The organism is Coralliovum pocilloporae (assembly GCF_030845175.1).
GTDB classification, from domain to species: domain Bacteria; phylum Pseudomonadota; class Alphaproteobacteria; order Rhizobiales; family Cohaesibacteraceae; genus Coralliovum; species Coralliovum pocilloporae.
The window spans coordinates 1,843,572-1,858,175 of sequence record NZ_CP132542.1 but is presented as its reverse complement, the minus strand read 5'-3'; the positions used below and the strand labels follow the sequence as shown (position 1 = coordinate 1,858,175).

The 14,604-nt window shown below is 53.4% G+C and carries 15 protein-coding genes; 6 read left to right on the top strand and 9 right to left on the bottom strand.

Going from position 1 to position 14,604, the window contains the following annotated elements; genetic code table 11:
* Nucleotides 1-21: 21 nt before the first annotated feature.
* The 7 genes from RA157_RS08610 to RA157_RS08580 all read right to left on the bottom strand — a co-directional run bounded on the left by RA157_RS08610 (nucleotide 22) and on the right by RA157_RS08580 (nucleotide 6,921).
* On the bottom strand, nucleotides 22-1,512 hold the full coding sequence (locus tag RA157_RS08610; RefSeq protein WP_350336049.1) for a TadA family conjugal transfer-associated ATPase: 1,491 nt from the start codon (nucleotides 1,510-1,512) through the stop codon (nucleotides 22-24).
* A gap of 18 nt (nucleotides 1,513-1,530) precedes the next feature.
* Nucleotides 1,531-2,802: a CpaE/TadZ family protein gene (locus RA157_RS08605; RefSeq protein ID WP_350336048.1), complete on the bottom strand. Its 1,272-nt coding sequence runs from the start codon at nucleotides 2,800-2,802 to the stop codon at nucleotides 1,531-1,533.
* On the bottom strand, nucleotides 2,802-3,560 hold the full coding sequence (locus RA157_RS08600; RefSeq protein ID WP_350336047.1) for a CpaD family pilus assembly protein: 759 nt from the start codon (nucleotides 3,558-3,560) through the stop codon (nucleotides 2,802-2,804). The genes RA157_RS08605 and RA157_RS08600 overlap by 1 nt, the downstream gene beginning before the upstream one ends.
* A gap of 14 nt (nucleotides 3,561-3,574) precedes the next feature.
* Nucleotides 3,575-5,029 carry a type II and III secretion system protein family protein gene (locus RA157_RS08595; RefSeq protein WP_350336046.1) on the bottom strand — a complete coding sequence of 485 codons (1,455 nt, stop codon included), beginning with the start codon at nucleotides 5,027-5,029 and terminating at the stop codon, nucleotides 3,575-3,577.
* 35 nt (nucleotides 5,030-5,064) lie between these two features.
* Nucleotides 5,065-5,847 (bottom strand): Flp pilus assembly protein CpaB, encoded by a 783-nt coding sequence (gene cpaB, locus RA157_RS08590; protein WP_350336045.1) that lies wholly within the window; start codon nucleotides 5,845-5,847, stop codon nucleotides 5,065-5,067.
* Between the two features lie 173 nt (nucleotides 5,848-6,020).
* The gene (locus tag RA157_RS08585) at nucleotides 6,021-6,542 is read right to left on the bottom strand and encodes an A24 family peptidase (RefSeq protein ID WP_350336044.1); all 522 of its coding nucleotides are present in this window, start codon (nucleotides 6,540-6,542) and stop codon (nucleotides 6,021-6,023) included.
* 190 nt (nucleotides 6,543-6,732) lie between these two features.
* Nucleotides 6,733-6,921: a Flp family type IVb pilin gene (locus RA157_RS08580; protein WP_350336043.1), complete on the bottom strand. Its 189-nt coding sequence runs from the start codon at nucleotides 6,919-6,921 to the stop codon at nucleotides 6,733-6,735.
* A gap of 528 nt (nucleotides 6,922-7,449) precedes the next feature.
* Between RA157_RS08580 and RA157_RS08575 the strand changes: the two genes are divergently transcribed.
* The 4 genes from RA157_RS08575 to RA157_RS08560 all read left to right on the top strand — a co-directional run bounded on the left by RA157_RS08575 (nucleotide 7,450) and on the right by RA157_RS08560 (nucleotide 11,086).
* A complete protein-coding gene (locus RA157_RS08575; protein ID WP_350336042.1) occupies nucleotides 7,450-7,881 on the top strand; it encodes a pilus assembly protein N-terminal domain-containing protein in 432 nt (143 codons plus the stop codon).
* Nucleotides 7,882-8,009: 128 nt separating this feature from the next.
* Entirely contained in the window at nucleotides 8,010-8,549 is a 540-nt protein-coding gene (locus tag RA157_RS08570; protein WP_350336041.1) for a TadE/TadG family type IV pilus assembly protein, read from the top strand.
* Between the two features lie 11 nt (nucleotides 8,550-8,560).
* A complete protein-coding gene (locus RA157_RS08565; RefSeq protein WP_350336040.1) occupies nucleotides 8,561-9,154 on the top strand; it encodes a TadE/TadG family type IV pilus assembly protein in 594 nt (197 codons plus the stop codon).
* A 312-nt stretch (nucleotides 9,155-9,466) separates the two neighbouring features.
* Nucleotides 9,467-11,086 (top strand): hypothetical protein, encoded by a 1,620-nt coding sequence (locus RA157_RS08560; protein ID WP_350336039.1) that lies wholly within the window; start codon nucleotides 9,467-9,469, stop codon nucleotides 11,084-11,086.
* Nucleotides 11,087-11,125: 39 nt separating this feature from the next.
* Here the strand turns inward: RA157_RS08560 and RA157_RS08555 are convergent, their stop codons facing one another.
* The gene (locus tag RA157_RS08555; RefSeq protein WP_350336038.1) at nucleotides 11,126-12,427 is read right to left on the bottom strand and encodes a phosphate/phosphite/phosphonate ABC transporter substrate-binding protein; all 1,302 of its coding nucleotides are present in this window, start codon (nucleotides 12,425-12,427) and stop codon (nucleotides 11,126-11,128) included.
* Nucleotides 12,428-12,598: 171 nt separating this feature from the next.
* On the opposite strand from RA157_RS08555, the gene RA157_RS08550 reads away from it, so the two are divergent.
* Complete coding sequence (locus RA157_RS08550) at nucleotides 12,599-13,234, top strand: HAD family hydrolase (RefSeq protein ID WP_350336037.1); 636 nt, start codon at nucleotides 12,599-12,601, stop codon at nucleotides 13,232-13,234.
* 10 nt (nucleotides 13,235-13,244) lie between these two features.
* A complete protein-coding gene (locus RA157_RS08545) occupies nucleotides 13,245-13,538 on the top strand; it encodes a YciI family protein (RefSeq protein WP_350336036.1) in 294 nt (97 codons plus the stop codon).
* Nucleotides 13,539-13,542: 4 nt separating this feature from the next.
* Here the strand turns inward: RA157_RS08545 and RA157_RS08540 are convergent, their stop codons facing one another.
* Entirely contained in the window at nucleotides 13,543-14,580 is a 1,038-nt protein-coding gene (locus tag RA157_RS08540) for a histone deacetylase family protein (RefSeq protein WP_350336035.1), read from the bottom strand.
* Nucleotides 14,581-14,604 lie beyond the last annotated feature (24 nt).

Here is a 14,604-nt window from a genome sequence, read left to right as displayed (position 1 = left end):
CCGAAACCCATCTGTCCTTTATTACGCAACACGAGACTCATCGCTTGCTTCAGCAAAAGAGCTGTCGAGAGCGGCCGCCAGGCGGGTATGCTCACCATAGTACTGGGCGCGCGGCCAGAAAGCCGGATGGGCAATACCGGTTGACCTGTGGCGACCGAGAATCTTGCCGGCATCATCACCAACAATATCGTAGACAAACAGGTCCTGGGTGGTGATCACATCGCCTTCCATACCCAGAACTTCCGTAATATGTGTGATCCGACGCGATCCGTCTCTGAGGCGTGCGGCCTGCACAATCACATCCACTGAACCGGCAATCATCTCGCGGATGGTACGGGAAGGAAGTGAGAAACCTCCCATGGTAATCATCGATTCCATACGGGACAGAGCTTCACGGGGAGAGTTGGCGTGCAGGGTTCCCATGGAGCCATCGTGACCCGTGTTCATAGCCTGCAACAGGTCAAATGCCTCAGGGCCACGCACCTCGCCAACGATAATGCGTTCAGGGCGCATACGCAGACAGTTCTTGACCAGATCCCGCATGGTGACCTGACCTTCGCCTTCAAGGTTGGGCGGGCGCGTCTCAAGGCGCACCACATGCGGCTGCTGGAGTTGAAGTTCTGCGGCATCTTCACAGGTGATGATGCGTTCGTCCGCATCGATGTAACGCGTCAGACAGTTCAGTAGCGTCGTCTTACCGGAACCTGTACCACCGGACACCACCACATTGCAGCGGACACGACCGACAATCTCAAGGATCTCGGCACCTTCCGGGGAAATCGAACCAAAGCGTGTCAGCTGTTCAAGAGTGAGCTTGTCCTTCTTGAACTTACGAATGGTCAGTGCAGGACCATCGATAGACAGGGGTGGTGCAATAACGTTGACACGAGAACCATCCGGCAGACGGGCGTCACAGATCGGGCTGGCTTCATCCACACGACGACCGACCTGACTCACGATCCGCTGACAGATATTCATCAGCTGCGTGTTGTCGCGGAAGCGGATATTGGTCATGTAGACCTTGCCGTCCACCTCGATATAGGTGTCATCAGCTCCGTTGACCATGATATCAGCGATATCATCGCGAGCCAGAAGGGGCTCGAGCGGACCATAGCCCAGAATGTCATTACAGATATCTTCGAGCAGTTCCTCCTGCTCGGCAATCGACATGACGATATTCTTCAACCCGATGATATCATTGACGATATCGCGGATTTCTTCTCGGGCAGTATCTCCATCAAGAGATGCAAGCTGCGACAAATCGATGGAATCGATCAGGGCCGAGAAGATCGATGTCTTGATGTCATAGTACTGTTCGGACTTTTCCTTGCCTTCTGACAGCGCACCCGGATCCATAGGGATCGTCATGTCCTGTTTCGGCTTGGCTTCTGTCTGAGGCTTTGCAGCCGCAGCAGGTCGCTGCGCGACCGGACGGGCCTGTGACTGCGGCTTTGGCGGCACTGCCACATCAGCACCAGCCGGCCTGTTGTGATTTCCTCTCTTACCGAACATGAGACCCCTGTACCGTCCTTATGATTTCTTGCCCATCAGTTTTGACAAAATCGGCCCCAATCCGCGCTTGGCCTGCTTTTTCACTTCAGACCGCCCGGAGACAATCGATGCCAGTGTTTCCAGCTGAGCGGCAGCCCCTGCTTTCGGGTCGACTTCCGCCAGCATCTGACCATTGTTGGACGCCTGACCAAACAAATGCGGGTCAAACCCGATGACCGCGACAGGTTCAATGCCCACAGCATCCGCAAAATCATCGGCACCAATCTCAGGACGTTTGGGCACGCCCTGCTGGTTGATAATCAGATGCGGTTTCTGATCGTTGGGTCTCATCTGCCTGAGCTGATCAATCAGGTTCTTGGCATTGCGCAGATTGCCAAGGTCCGGTGCTGCAACAATTGCGATCTCATCTGATGCCAGCAGAACCCGGTTGGTCCATGCGTTCCAGCTGTGGGGAACGTCAAGCACGGTCAGCGGCACATTCCCCTGAATGACCTCCAGCAGCGGGTCAAACACCATTTCTTCGAAATCATAGGTGCGATCAAGCGTTGCCGGTGCTGCAAGAAGACTGAGATTGTCAGCGCATTTGGACAGAAGGCGGTCAATCAGCACATCATCAACACGATCAGGATGTGCAATGACATCACCCATCCCCTGAACCGGGTCGAGATTAAAATCGAGGCCAGCGGTGCCAAATGGAAGATCCAGATCGGCAATCACAACATTGTTGTTGAAATTCCGGGCAATCGACCAGGCTACATTGTGAGCAATCGTTGATGCACCAACACCACCCTTCGCACCAATGAAAGAGATGACTTTTCCAACCGGATCCGTATCCCGGCCGGTATAGAGCTCGGAGATAAGCTGGACGACCTCGACCAGATTAAGCGGCGCAACAATATATTCGCTGATACCGCGACGGATAAGCTCGCGATACAACTGCACATCATTGGTCTGCCCGATAAGAACGACTTTAGTTCCCGGGTCACAAACCTCGGCGAGCTGCTCAAGATCAATTAGAAGCTTGTCATGAGTTGATGTGGTCTCGATAATCACCAGATTCGGGGTTGGAGACCCGAGAAACAGCTCAATGGCGGCAGCAAGCCCTCCGGTATGCAGGCTTGTTTTTGCACGCGACAGACGCCGGTCTGCAAAGACATCTTCAAGCTCTTCAGCAACCGACGCATTCTCATAGAACGCCTGGATCGCAATACGGGGAACAGGTCGGATATCGGTTGAAGTCAGGATACCTTCTTCGGAATCCTGTTCACTGTAAACTGCAGGGTCAGCCATCAGTTCTGAACCTCCGAAGCAAAGCCGTCATCCTCATCCTTCCAGTCTGTCGCGGGGCTTGAGCCATCCCGATAGACATCGAGATCCCGGATACGGCGTGCTGTGTCACCGGACGCGGAACCGCGCGGATAAAGCAGGTCAGACGGGTTATCGACAAGGGTAGCCAGATTGGACTGGCTCGCGCACCCATAATTGTGCCAGTTCTCATTTTCCGGACTGACTGCGAGATTATCCGGCCAGTTTCCGCACTGCTCAACCCGTGCTGTCAAACGGTGATAGGCTAAGCGGATAGGAGCAGCATCCCGCCCCCCTTCTGAACGATAAGGTCGTCTGTGAATGCGGCTGGTCGGGACACCGGACTGGTTGAGAATCTTGGTGATCTGCCGGGCGGTTCGCACTGCTGCTGCATCATGGCCTGAACCGGATGGCACCAGAATATGCATGACCTGAGCATGACGCCGCTTGTAGCCTTCCGCATAGAGCCGGATGGCCTGCTTGAGGCCAGGATCAATACGTGCCGTCTGACGTGCAACCGGCACATCAAGGACCGCAGGTGCTTCTTCGACAATGATAGGGTGGTTCTTCCGGTAATCATGCCCGGCGACATCTACTTCAGACACAATCGACTTACAGGACGCGGCCAGAAGAGCCACACCAATCACAAGACATGTGCGCGTCATTGGACCAACCTTTGAGATTGTAAAGCCATTGCCCACAGAAGACCGGGAAGCAGATGCTATGATGGTTTCTCGAGACATATTCACCCCTCCCCTTACTTGAAGATGAAACCGACATCGCCTTCATAATCACCTCCGGCAGCACCACCGGAGACATCATAGAGGCGGTTCAGACGACCCAGAAAGATCGTTTCCGCATCGGATGCGATAAAGAGATTGTCGGTTGGTTTTTTCAGTTTTGACGGCGCTTTCGGTGACACGATGTAAGGCGTTACGAAGATCGCCAGTTCTGTCTGGTTTCGCAGGAAGTCACGGCTACGGAACAGAGATCCAAGGATTGGAACACGTTTCAGACCAGGGAAGCCATTCACATCCTGGCGAATCTGGTCTCTCAGCAAGCCAGCCAGCACAATGGAACCACCGGACGGCAGTTCAACAGTTGTTCCTGTTCGCCTGACTTCCAGAGATGGCAGGGCAATCTCGCTCAGAACCACCGAGTTGTTACTGGACAGTTCACTGACTTCAGTCTTCACACGCAGGGTAATCCGGTTTTCAGACCGGACAATCGGCGTAAAGGCCAGAGACACACCGAAAGGCTTGAACTCCGCAGTAATGCCGTTCTCATCCTGCTGAACCGGGATCGGGAATTCACCACCCGCCAGAAATTCGGCCTGTTCACCAGAAACAGCCGTGAGTGTTGGTTCGGCCAGAGTTCTGACCAGTCCATCCCGCTCCAGCGCTCGCAAGCGAGCTGCGAAAAATGTCGATCCATCATTGAACCCGCCAGCCAGACCAGTCACATTGGTGTTGCCGTTGAAATTCAATCCTGGAGCAGCAAATCCCTGCCCCAAAGACAGCGGGTTGGATATGGCACCAAGGCCAAAAACATTACTTGCAGAGAACTGTGCCGTCAGATCAACGCCAAGTTGTTTCAACAAGTTACGCTGAACTTCAACAACCGTAACCTTCAGAAGCACCTGATCCTTGCCCGTGATAGACAGGTAGTTGAGAACTGATTCTTCCGGCGCGGCCGCGCCACTTCCATCACCAAGATCGATGTATTTTCGTGCAACTTCTTCAGCCTTCTTGGCGTCGGCTGCTGATGAGACTGATCCGGTGAGCACAATGGAGCGACCCAAAGGTTCAATCTTGATCTTGGCTTTCGGAATCATCCGGTTTAACTGACGCTGCAGTTTTGCGGTATCAACAGAGATTGATACGTCAAAACCGGCAATCTGGGCACCGTTCTTGTCAAAGATGAAGATATTGGTCTCACCCAACTGCTTGCCGAACAGATAAATTCTATAAGGAGTCCTGACCACAGCATCAGCAATACTCGGATCAGCGACAAGAACCTCACCGACGGCGCGGGGAACCTCGACAACAAGTGACTTACGCAAGCCGAGTGTGAGATTTCGATTAGCGGAGTTTCCGTCAACGATTTCTCTGTCACCTGATGACTGCGCCAACGCATGATCCGCCAGCGGCATCAGAGCCAACATCGCACCGGTTACCAGAGCCGGAAGTCTTCCAATCAAGCTGCGGATCATCGGCTTCTCCTTAAAGGACATTACGGCAAGCGTCATCATTTCGGCGCAACCTGTCTCTGGACACCAAACTTCACCACGTTAATCGTCGGGCTCTCGCGACTGTCCGTGGTGATGCTGGGTGTTTCTGTCCCGTTGTCGGCAAGGCTTCTCAGCACCAGAATAATATCGCCCTGGCGTTCAGCACCGGCGATAATTTCTGACTGCGGACGGTCCAGTTCGAGTGTGGCAGTCTGCCCGACAACAACTTTCTCGCCGCCCTTCTCTTCAATCTGCTGGTCAATGGCCAATACACGGACATTCTCCAGAATAGTGTTGCTGGAAAAACCGGTTGTACCGTCGACCTGTTCCTGCTGGGAGGTCAGGATAACGTCCACGCGATCGTTCGGCAGGATGAACCCGCCTGCGCTGGTATTGGCTGAGATCTGCACAGCGATGGCGCGCATTCCCGCCGGCAGGATCGCAGAAAGAAAGCCCTGAGCTGATGCAATAAGACGACCGGACCGGATCGGTTCACCCTGAAGGAAGTTTGTTCTGGCAATATGGCCAACAAAACTCTCATGGGCATCGGGCGTTGCCACCTGTGTCACAAAGGTTGGCTGCACAGACTCTTTCGGCCATGAAACCCAGGTCAGATCCCCTTCGGCGACCCTCGCACCGATACGGATGTCCTTGGAGGCTGTCAGTACCATACTGACATTCTCATTGACCGGCTTTTCAGCGACACGTTCGTTTTGAGCAGTAAGATCCATTGCGAGCATCGCAGCGAAAAGCCCTGCTCCCAATGCAACAAAAAGAATAGCAATACGAATTATTTTCATGGTCCGACACTCGACTACACGAGACCCAATCTGGTTCACTGTTCAGAGCCTAGTGTCGTCCATGAATCGTCAAATTATGGTTAACGTATTCTAATCAATTGGATCTGTTCTGCTGATCATCCGCAATGGACCATCGTTCACCAAGTGTGTCGGGAAAATCAGAGGCGTCTGAATCAGGATGTCAAAGCGAGGGCTGATCGAACCCAGCCAGTCTCGGGATAAACAATCAGAGCTGCTATTCCCAGGGCAACACCGTATGGAATACCAGTTGTCTTGCTGTGCAGACGCTGCATCCAGTCATACCGATAGAGGAATGGCAACAGAGGCTGGCTCCGGAACAGGACCAGCATCAGTGTGACCCCTCCTCCCAACAGAGCCGTATAGAGGAAGTACTCCGCCAGACTGCCCAGCCCAAGCCAAAGGGTTGTTGCAGCAGCAAGTTTGACGTCGCCACCGCCTGCCCAACCCATTGCGAAGCAGCACATACCGACAACAAGCACGCCAAAAGCTACAGCAAAGTGAAGCCCTATTGTATGCAGGTCGAGCCCGGAAAATGGCAGAATTGCAAGGAAAGCCCCGATAAGAACCAATGAGATCCGGTTGGGGATTGTCATTGTGAACAGATCAGATAGAGCCGCATAGATCATCAAAAGCGGGAACACGCAGAGCAATATGGTGGCAAGAAATGATGTCATCGGGGATCTCCAACGCAGACTGCATACAGCCTAAGAATCATAGACCCTCATGGGTTAAGGTCTGAATAACGAGCCTGATCAATGCTCAACCATACCTCTTCGGCGACAGGCCAACAAAAAAGGGCAACCCTGACGGGCTGCCCAATTTCTCAATCAACTTCTATACAACAATGACTGATTGCAAGTTCAATCAGTTCGCTGTTGCAGCACCAGAAGCCTGAACTTTGGCACCGATATTATCAAAGGTCGCATTAATCTGCGTACCAACGATTTCTGTGCCAGCGATAATTGCGATGGAAATCAGAGCGGCAATAAGGCCGTATTCAACGGCGGTAGCGCCGGATTCATCGTTTGCGAAACGTGCAAGAAACTTGGTCATGACTAACTCCTACTCCACTGTTTTGAGCACCATCCCGTCGATTTCTTCCTGTCGATCGGAACTGAGGAGCAATCTACAGCCTATTCGTTACAAAAATCTTAAGCAGAAGCGTCATTTCTATATTTAAAAACAATAACACAAAGCAAAACTATCGTGGTTAACATGCAATTAAGTTGAGATTTATAAGTAAATAATAAATAAAATGCACAATTTATTTAATTCAAATTTTATATATCTAACTATATTACTATAATATTCCAAATTTTGACACATAACAACATCTAGATTTCCGTCATATTGCGACCTTTACAACATAAAACAACCTATCAGGCATCCAAAACGACGCATGTCGGCATGTCGCCAGCGTACAAAACACGCTGGCGACATGCCGATTTAAACGAAACGTCAACCAATAATGAGCAATCTGTAAGGAGTAATTGCGCCAAGGAGTGTCGAGCCATGTGTGCTGCTCGTGCAGAGATATATAAATTAATTCGCTCAGGCCTCTGTGCCATTGCACTTGTTTTCATGTCTTTTTCAGCCAGTTGGGCTGAGACGGAATCTGACGAGAAGGGTGGCTCACCGATCATCGTTGCTCTCGACCAGGCAAAGGTCATGCGTATCACGAGGCCTGCGGCCACTGTGATCATCGGCAACCCGGTCATTGCGGATGCGACGGTTCAGAACGGCCAGATGCTGATCATCACCGGCAAGAATTTCGGCACAACCAATGTCATCATTCTGGATGCTGATGGCGAACCGATTGCCAATGAGATCATCCACGTTCCGTCAAGTGATACCCAGACTGTTACAGTTTATAGAGGCAACGCGCGCGAGACGCTGGCCTGCGATGCCAAATGTCAGCCGGATCTGCGTGTCGGCGACGCCAACTTCGCCAAAATACAGTCTGATGTTCAAGGACGTCTCGGTCTTGCCTCCAGCGGGACTACCGAAGAGTAAAACGAGCTATTCGATTAAAACCTTAGCGACCTCCTGAACGGAATAGACACACATTTCGACTAAAAGTCCAAAGAGGTTCCGAACCAGTAACGGCAGCTATAATGTCCAGACTTGAAAAGATCAGAAATTTGCATCAGCGGCTCCGCCGCTTCCGATCTGATGAAAGCGGCACAGCTGCAATTGAGTTCGCCTTTGTGGCTATCCCCTTTTTTCTCTTTGTATTTCTGATTTTTGAGACAGCCATGGCCTTCTGGGCCGGGCAGGTTCTTGAGTCAGGGACTGAACTGAATGGACGCCTGATCAGAACGGGTCAGGTTGCCAGTGGCAACATCACGGAAACCAAATTTCGTGAAATGATTTGCGGTTGCGCAGGTGTGCTCCTGCCAAAATGTACCGCACGGCTTCAGCTTGACGTCCGAACCTATGCGAATTTCAACGACATTACCGATCAGAATATCAGGAATCCAGACGGAACGCTGAACAACAACAATCTGACATTCAGCACCGGCAATCCCAATGACATCGTTGTTGTCCGGGCCTTCTACACCTGGAACTTCTTTACAGGGTTTGCATCAGCCACCTCTACCGAGCTGTCTTCAGCAACCGTATTTGTGAACGAGCCATTTCAGGGTGCCACCGGGAACCGGACAACCAGTGCCTGCGGCTGACGGAGCTCCTTATGAAAAAGAATAACATGCTCCAGCGCTTCTTTCGCAAACAGCTCATTCGCGAACATCAGGCGGCCCGTCGTATCAAAAGACGGTTCCGGGACAACAGTATAGCCGGCGTGGCAGCGGTTGAGTTTGCAATCATTCTGCCGCTTATGCTGAGCATGTATCTGGGTTCTGTAGAAATCGGCACAGCCCTCAGTGCCCAGCGTCGCGTATACCATCTGGCCAGCGCCGTTGGCGACCTGGTTGGCCGTGAGCAGACCGTCAATCGCGCCGGGCTGGACAGGGTTTTCAATCTGTCTGCATCTCTAATGCAGCCTTTTTCGTCTGCAGAGACGACTCTGACAATCGCCAGCTTTGTGGTCGATGGCAATGGCAGGGTGAGACGGGACTGGATTCACTCCAGAAACGGAACCCTGCGGATTGATACAGACAATGTTCCCGCTTTTCTGTTGCAGCCAAACAGCTCATTCATTGCTTCAGGCACCCGCTACATCTTCAGGCCATCATTGGCAGAGACGATTTTCCCCGAGTACAGGATCGAGCGGTTTTTCTTTTCGCGGCCACGCACGGAAAACCCAGTCACCTGCTCAAACTGCTAAAGCGCCAGTCGTCCTGGGTCTTGCCTTTGCGCGCACTTCTATCCAGAATTCGCAGTCAGCTTTCATCGTGAACAAAATATTAATCGGTTCCCGGTTACCCTCTCTGGCTTAAAGCACCAAACCTTTAACCTGAATTGGCAGCGGTGCTTTAAGAGTTTGTTTCTGCGCGAGCTTTTATCCGAAAAGTCTATCAACTTTTCAGAAGCACGCTGTGGTGACCGTTTTGTCCCGGGTGGGGAGTGGACAGAGTTGCGTGGAAGTCGCAGACCAGGCTTGGTAAAACTGACACTCAGATGGCTTCTGAGGATGCGCGTGCGTTATGCACTTGCGCTGATCGTCTTCATCTGTGTTGCCGCCCCACAGTTCCTGATCCTGTCCGGGCTTCGGATGCATTGGGAGAATCAGGCGGTCAACTCCGTCATCAAACAGCTTGAGACCGCATGGGCGGTTGCTCCATCGACATCCCCCAAAGCTGCAGCCATGCAACAGGCTGCCATCGGAGAACGTCTGACGGCACGAACCATGCTCAGTGGTGGTGTTCTTCATGATGACCTGGGTGCTGTTGTCGGCACATTCGGGCAGAGGCCAAGCCTGTCTTTCCTCATGTGGCAACGCAATGGCCTGACCCGGCTGGCCGAAGATGGCGAGACTTATCTCGACGTTTATCTTTCCCCTGAAAATATCAATGCGCCTTATCACATGATCATCCGGCTTGATCGTGAGGCGATTTACAGCCAAGGCTGGACGGACATCCTGCAGATTCCCTACTGGATTCCAGTCCTCACCGGCCTCACAAGCCTTGCCGTTGTGTTCTTCCTGGTTTCCTGGCTCCTGAAACCGCTGCAGGAGATCAGACGAGCGGCCATCTCAGCTATGGAACAGCCTGGACGCGCAGCCGATATGCGCCTTGGCTGGCGAGGCCGTGATGAATTGAGTGAGACGGCTCGCGCCGTCGACATGCTGATACTGGCAACGTCAGTTTCAGAAAGCGGTGGACGGGCAAACTCTCTTTCCCGCGTTCTGGCTGATGCAGACATTGCGGTTCTGGAAGCCAATGCCGATGGCTTTGTACGCACGGCTAATGCTGCAGCTCTTGCCTTGTTCAAGTTTACCACTGTTGCAGAATTCAAGGATCATACGAACCAGTTTATCCGGGTCCAGACCGGCGACACTTATGTTGACAAACAGCTTACAGATATTGCGGCGTCCGACACCTTCTCCGGTGCGGTTACTATCGTCACAGGCCAGAGAAACGTGGACGGTTTCATGTCCCTACAGGCTGTGCGCAATGACAAGGGTGACATATTGCGCATCAACGCGGTGATCGTTGATCTGTCGATGTTCTCGAAGAGCCTGCGCGATCTGCGGACCAGCAATCAGGAGAAGACCGGGACAATAACCCAGCTGCAGCAAAGCCGTGAAGAGCTGAAGCAATTGCTCGAGACGTGCAGTCTGTTGATCGGCGGACCGACGGAGACAGAATCCAGGGAAGAGTTGCGCATCGAGCGTTTTGCCAATGAATGGCATGATGAAGTCCTTAAGGACGGCCTTGCTCTTGGCGCACTCACGCACACAACCCTGCCTTTGATCATCAACAGGCAACCGGTGATCCGCAACATCATCAGGCAGTGCATGCTGCTGCTTGTGGCACGTGCTCGTGTCTCGGAGCCGGATATCCACATCTCCGGGGAGAAAGACGGCGCAGGATCTGCAACGTTCACATTTGCAGTACGCAAGTCTGCCGGAGCCCGTGGTCATGCAGCCTTGCAATGGGCCCTGCCCTACGCCGCACTGCGCAGTCTTCTGGCCGAGGCCAGCGGTGAAATCGTCTCTCTCACGGCCTCACCATCAGATCCCAAACCCGAGCTTTCCATTCGCGTACCGCTGGACGACCGTGAAGGCGCTTCGGTAGCCTTGAAGAAGACCGGTTAATCCACCACGAGTTTGTCTGCGGGCTAAAGGTCTGGTGTTTTAAAGACCGGATTCACCGGTGCGCAGATCATTATCCTCCAATGAAGACTTCTCTACGGAACCAGCTGATGTGCCTCTGATATCCGGTTGTAGCAGAGGCTTCAGCGGATCAAACTGCTCACTCCTCGCCAGGCGGAAACCACCCGTGCGGTGCGTCTCGACAATGTCATAAATTTCTGGCGCAATTTCATTCATATCAATGAAAGCCTGTCGCAGGTTTATGCGATCATTGCCGTTCATTGCACTGCGCACGACGAGCGGCGGAAATGGAACGAGTGCGCTTTGCCAGACGAGCCTGAACTGATCGACAGTCAGTCCCTGGTCCCTCAGGAACCAGCCAAGAGACCCTTCTCCAGCCAGATTTGAACGGCCGTTCTGATCAAGGGCCCAGCCGGACACGGCATCAACCTCCCCGCTGACCAGCGCGCCGAGAATATCAGCAAAAGAGCCCCCAACCGCCTTCTTCACCAACACTCCCGAGCGTGCCAATTGACGCATTGGCATGAAGTGTCCACTGATGGATGACCGATCTGTTAGCGCCACGGACCGACTGGACAGGTCTGCGAGCGTCTCCACATCACTGCCGGACCGGACCAGCAAAAGGCTCCGGAAACCGGTCGCGCCGGTCTCTGAAACCGGGATAACCACCGGCTCAACACAATCACATCGTATTCTGGCTGTGAGATAGGCAAAACTGGGCATGCGGGCCGCATCGATACGCCCGCTTTCCATCGCATCAAGAAGGGCCTTCCAGGTTGGCAGAATAACCAGATCCACATCCCGGTCAGTCTGTGCAGACAGATAGTCGGTGACCGGAGCATAGTCACGCTCAACAGCCACTTTCAGATCACGACTGACAAGCCCATACCTCAGGGGGCGCCCCTGTTCTGCGATCAGTTCAGACGCCACTGAATCCACAGTCTCAGTATCCGTCCCGGCTGTAGCTGGTTGCTGCGGCTGCGGACCGGTTCCATCTTCCGCGTTGACCTCCTCACTTCCTTCAGGAGCATTCTCCTGAGGCGGATTGATCGTCAACTGTTCAACAGGCAGGCGCTCTACGGGGATTTGCTCAACCGGCACTTCTTCTATCGAGATATCAGGGAGGTCCGAACCGATCTCACCATCGTTGAGATCAAAATCCTCGAGCCCATCCAGCGGCTCAATGATGATTTCCTCGAGAACATCACTATTCTGCGCCAGGGCAGATATCTGGATGGCGAACAGCCCTCCAGAGAAGCAGAGCAGACACAGGATCGCCAGCACTGAACGGTACAGACCACTCATTGCCGAGGGTTTGTCCATTCTGCGCGCTCCATATCCTGTTTCTGGCACGTCCCCCAACCAACCTGTCATCGTTCTTCTCGCGCCTTTTCTCTCGCGCCATGCTCAGTCCGTCCGACCAAATATGCCCCGCGTGTTGCAGATGACACAATGCTGTGCGTATCTGGTGCCGGTCTGATTCGGGTAGGTTCCATGAAAGCGATTGTTTTTGATATCGGCAATGTTCTTTTGTACTGGGACCCCAGGTTTCTATTCGAGCCTTTGTTTGAGGGCGACAATAAGGCGATGGAAACATTCCTGTCAGACGTCTGCTCGATCGAGTGGAATGAAGGTATGGATGCGGGCCGCGACTGGGACGAAGCCATTGCAGAGCGTATTCGTGCCTATCCTGACCAGGAACGGATGATCCGCGCTTTCCGCAGCAGATGGCACGAGATGGTTCCGGGCCCGATACAGGGCAGTATCGATATTCTGGAAGCTTTGCACGTTGCCGGGCACCCAATCTATGGCCTGACCAACTTCGCAGCTGATACCTTCGAGGAAACCCGGCAGAAATACGACTTCTTTTCTCTGTTCCAGGACATTGCGGTCTCCGGCATTGAAAAGATCATCAAGCCGGATCCCCGTTTCTATCGTTGCCTCCTGGACCGCAACGCTCTCAAACCTGAGGACTGCATCTTCATCGATGACAATCCGGCTAATATTGGTACAGGTGCGGCTCTGGGAATGGATGCAATCCTGTTCCGTTCGCCTGCACAGTTGCATCAGGCCCTCACCAACCGCGGCCTGATCTCTCCGGCAGTCCACGCCGCAGCCATATCCGCGTGAAAGGTCAACCATGGCAGCCAATCCAAAACATTTTGTCGTTGAACTGACCTACAAGGTTCCAACAGATGCATTGGAGCCGGCAATGGCGTCCCATGTTGCTCAACTAAAAGATGGAGCACGGGACGGGATCGTTCTCGCCTTTGGAGGCAAGACGTCCGGTGATGGCGGCATCGTCATCCTGAGATGCAACAGCATCGATGATGCACAGCAGTTTGTCGATGCTGATCCTTTTGTGGCACAGGATCTTGTCTCAGCCACAATAACCGGGTTCAACGCCTCGTTCTGGCAGGATATTCCGGGCTGAAGGACTATAGCCGAGACAGAAAGCCGCCCAGAAGTGCGGTCGTATTCCGGCCCAGGTCATCCACTGCATATCCTCCCTCCATGATGAAGGTGGTTGGCAGATTGAGCTGTGCTAGCCGCTCCCCAACACCCGGGAAATCATCCGTCTTCAGTTTGAATTTGGAGATCGGGTCACGTTCGAACGTATCCATGCCAAGCGAGATGACCAGTGCCTCTGCGCCATAAGCCTTAATCCGTTTGCAGGCATGCTCCAGCGCATCCATCCAGGGCGTAATCGGCGTTCCGAAAGGCAGCGGATAGTTTGCCGTATAGCCTTCACCCTCTCCCTTGCCGGTTTCATCTGCATATCCGAGGAAATACGGGTATTCATGGGCCGGGTCAGCATGAACCGACAGGAAAAGAACATCAGAGCGATGCTCAAAGATCGTCTGACTGCCATTGCCATGATGATAATCGATATCCAGCAGCGCGACCTTCGATGCGCCCTGATCCAGCAACCATTGTGTTGCGACTGACGCGTTATTGAGGAAACAATAGCCGCCGTAGTAATCCGGACCCGCATGGTGCCCTGGCGGGCGGCAGAGCCCGAATGCCACCCTGTCACCGGACTTGACCAGCTCCGCAGCCGTCAGTGCTGTGTTGGCCGAAGCCGCTGCAGCTTCCCACGTGCCAACAGTCAGCGGCGAGCCCGCATCAAAGGAGAACCTGCCAAGCTTGCCGTCAATATGTTCCGGCACCCGGTCATCGCGCAGTCCTCGCACCGGCCAGACAAAGGGAAAGGCCTCCTTACCGTCGCGTCCCTCGGCAAGCCAGTCTGCCCAGAATGTTTCAAGGAAAGAGACATAATCCTCCGTATGCACACGGGTCAGCGGTGCACGCCCGAAATCTTTCGGCTCAAGAATCTCACCAAACCCGGCCAGCTTCACGTGCTCATGAACGATTTCCGCGCGACGCGGGATTTCGACAGCATCGACCAGTTGCCCGTCAGCCATTTCCTTGGTGGGGCGATGGTTCAATTGCAGTGATGAGAAAACGGTTTTCACAACAACCCTCCGTATCGCGCCGGA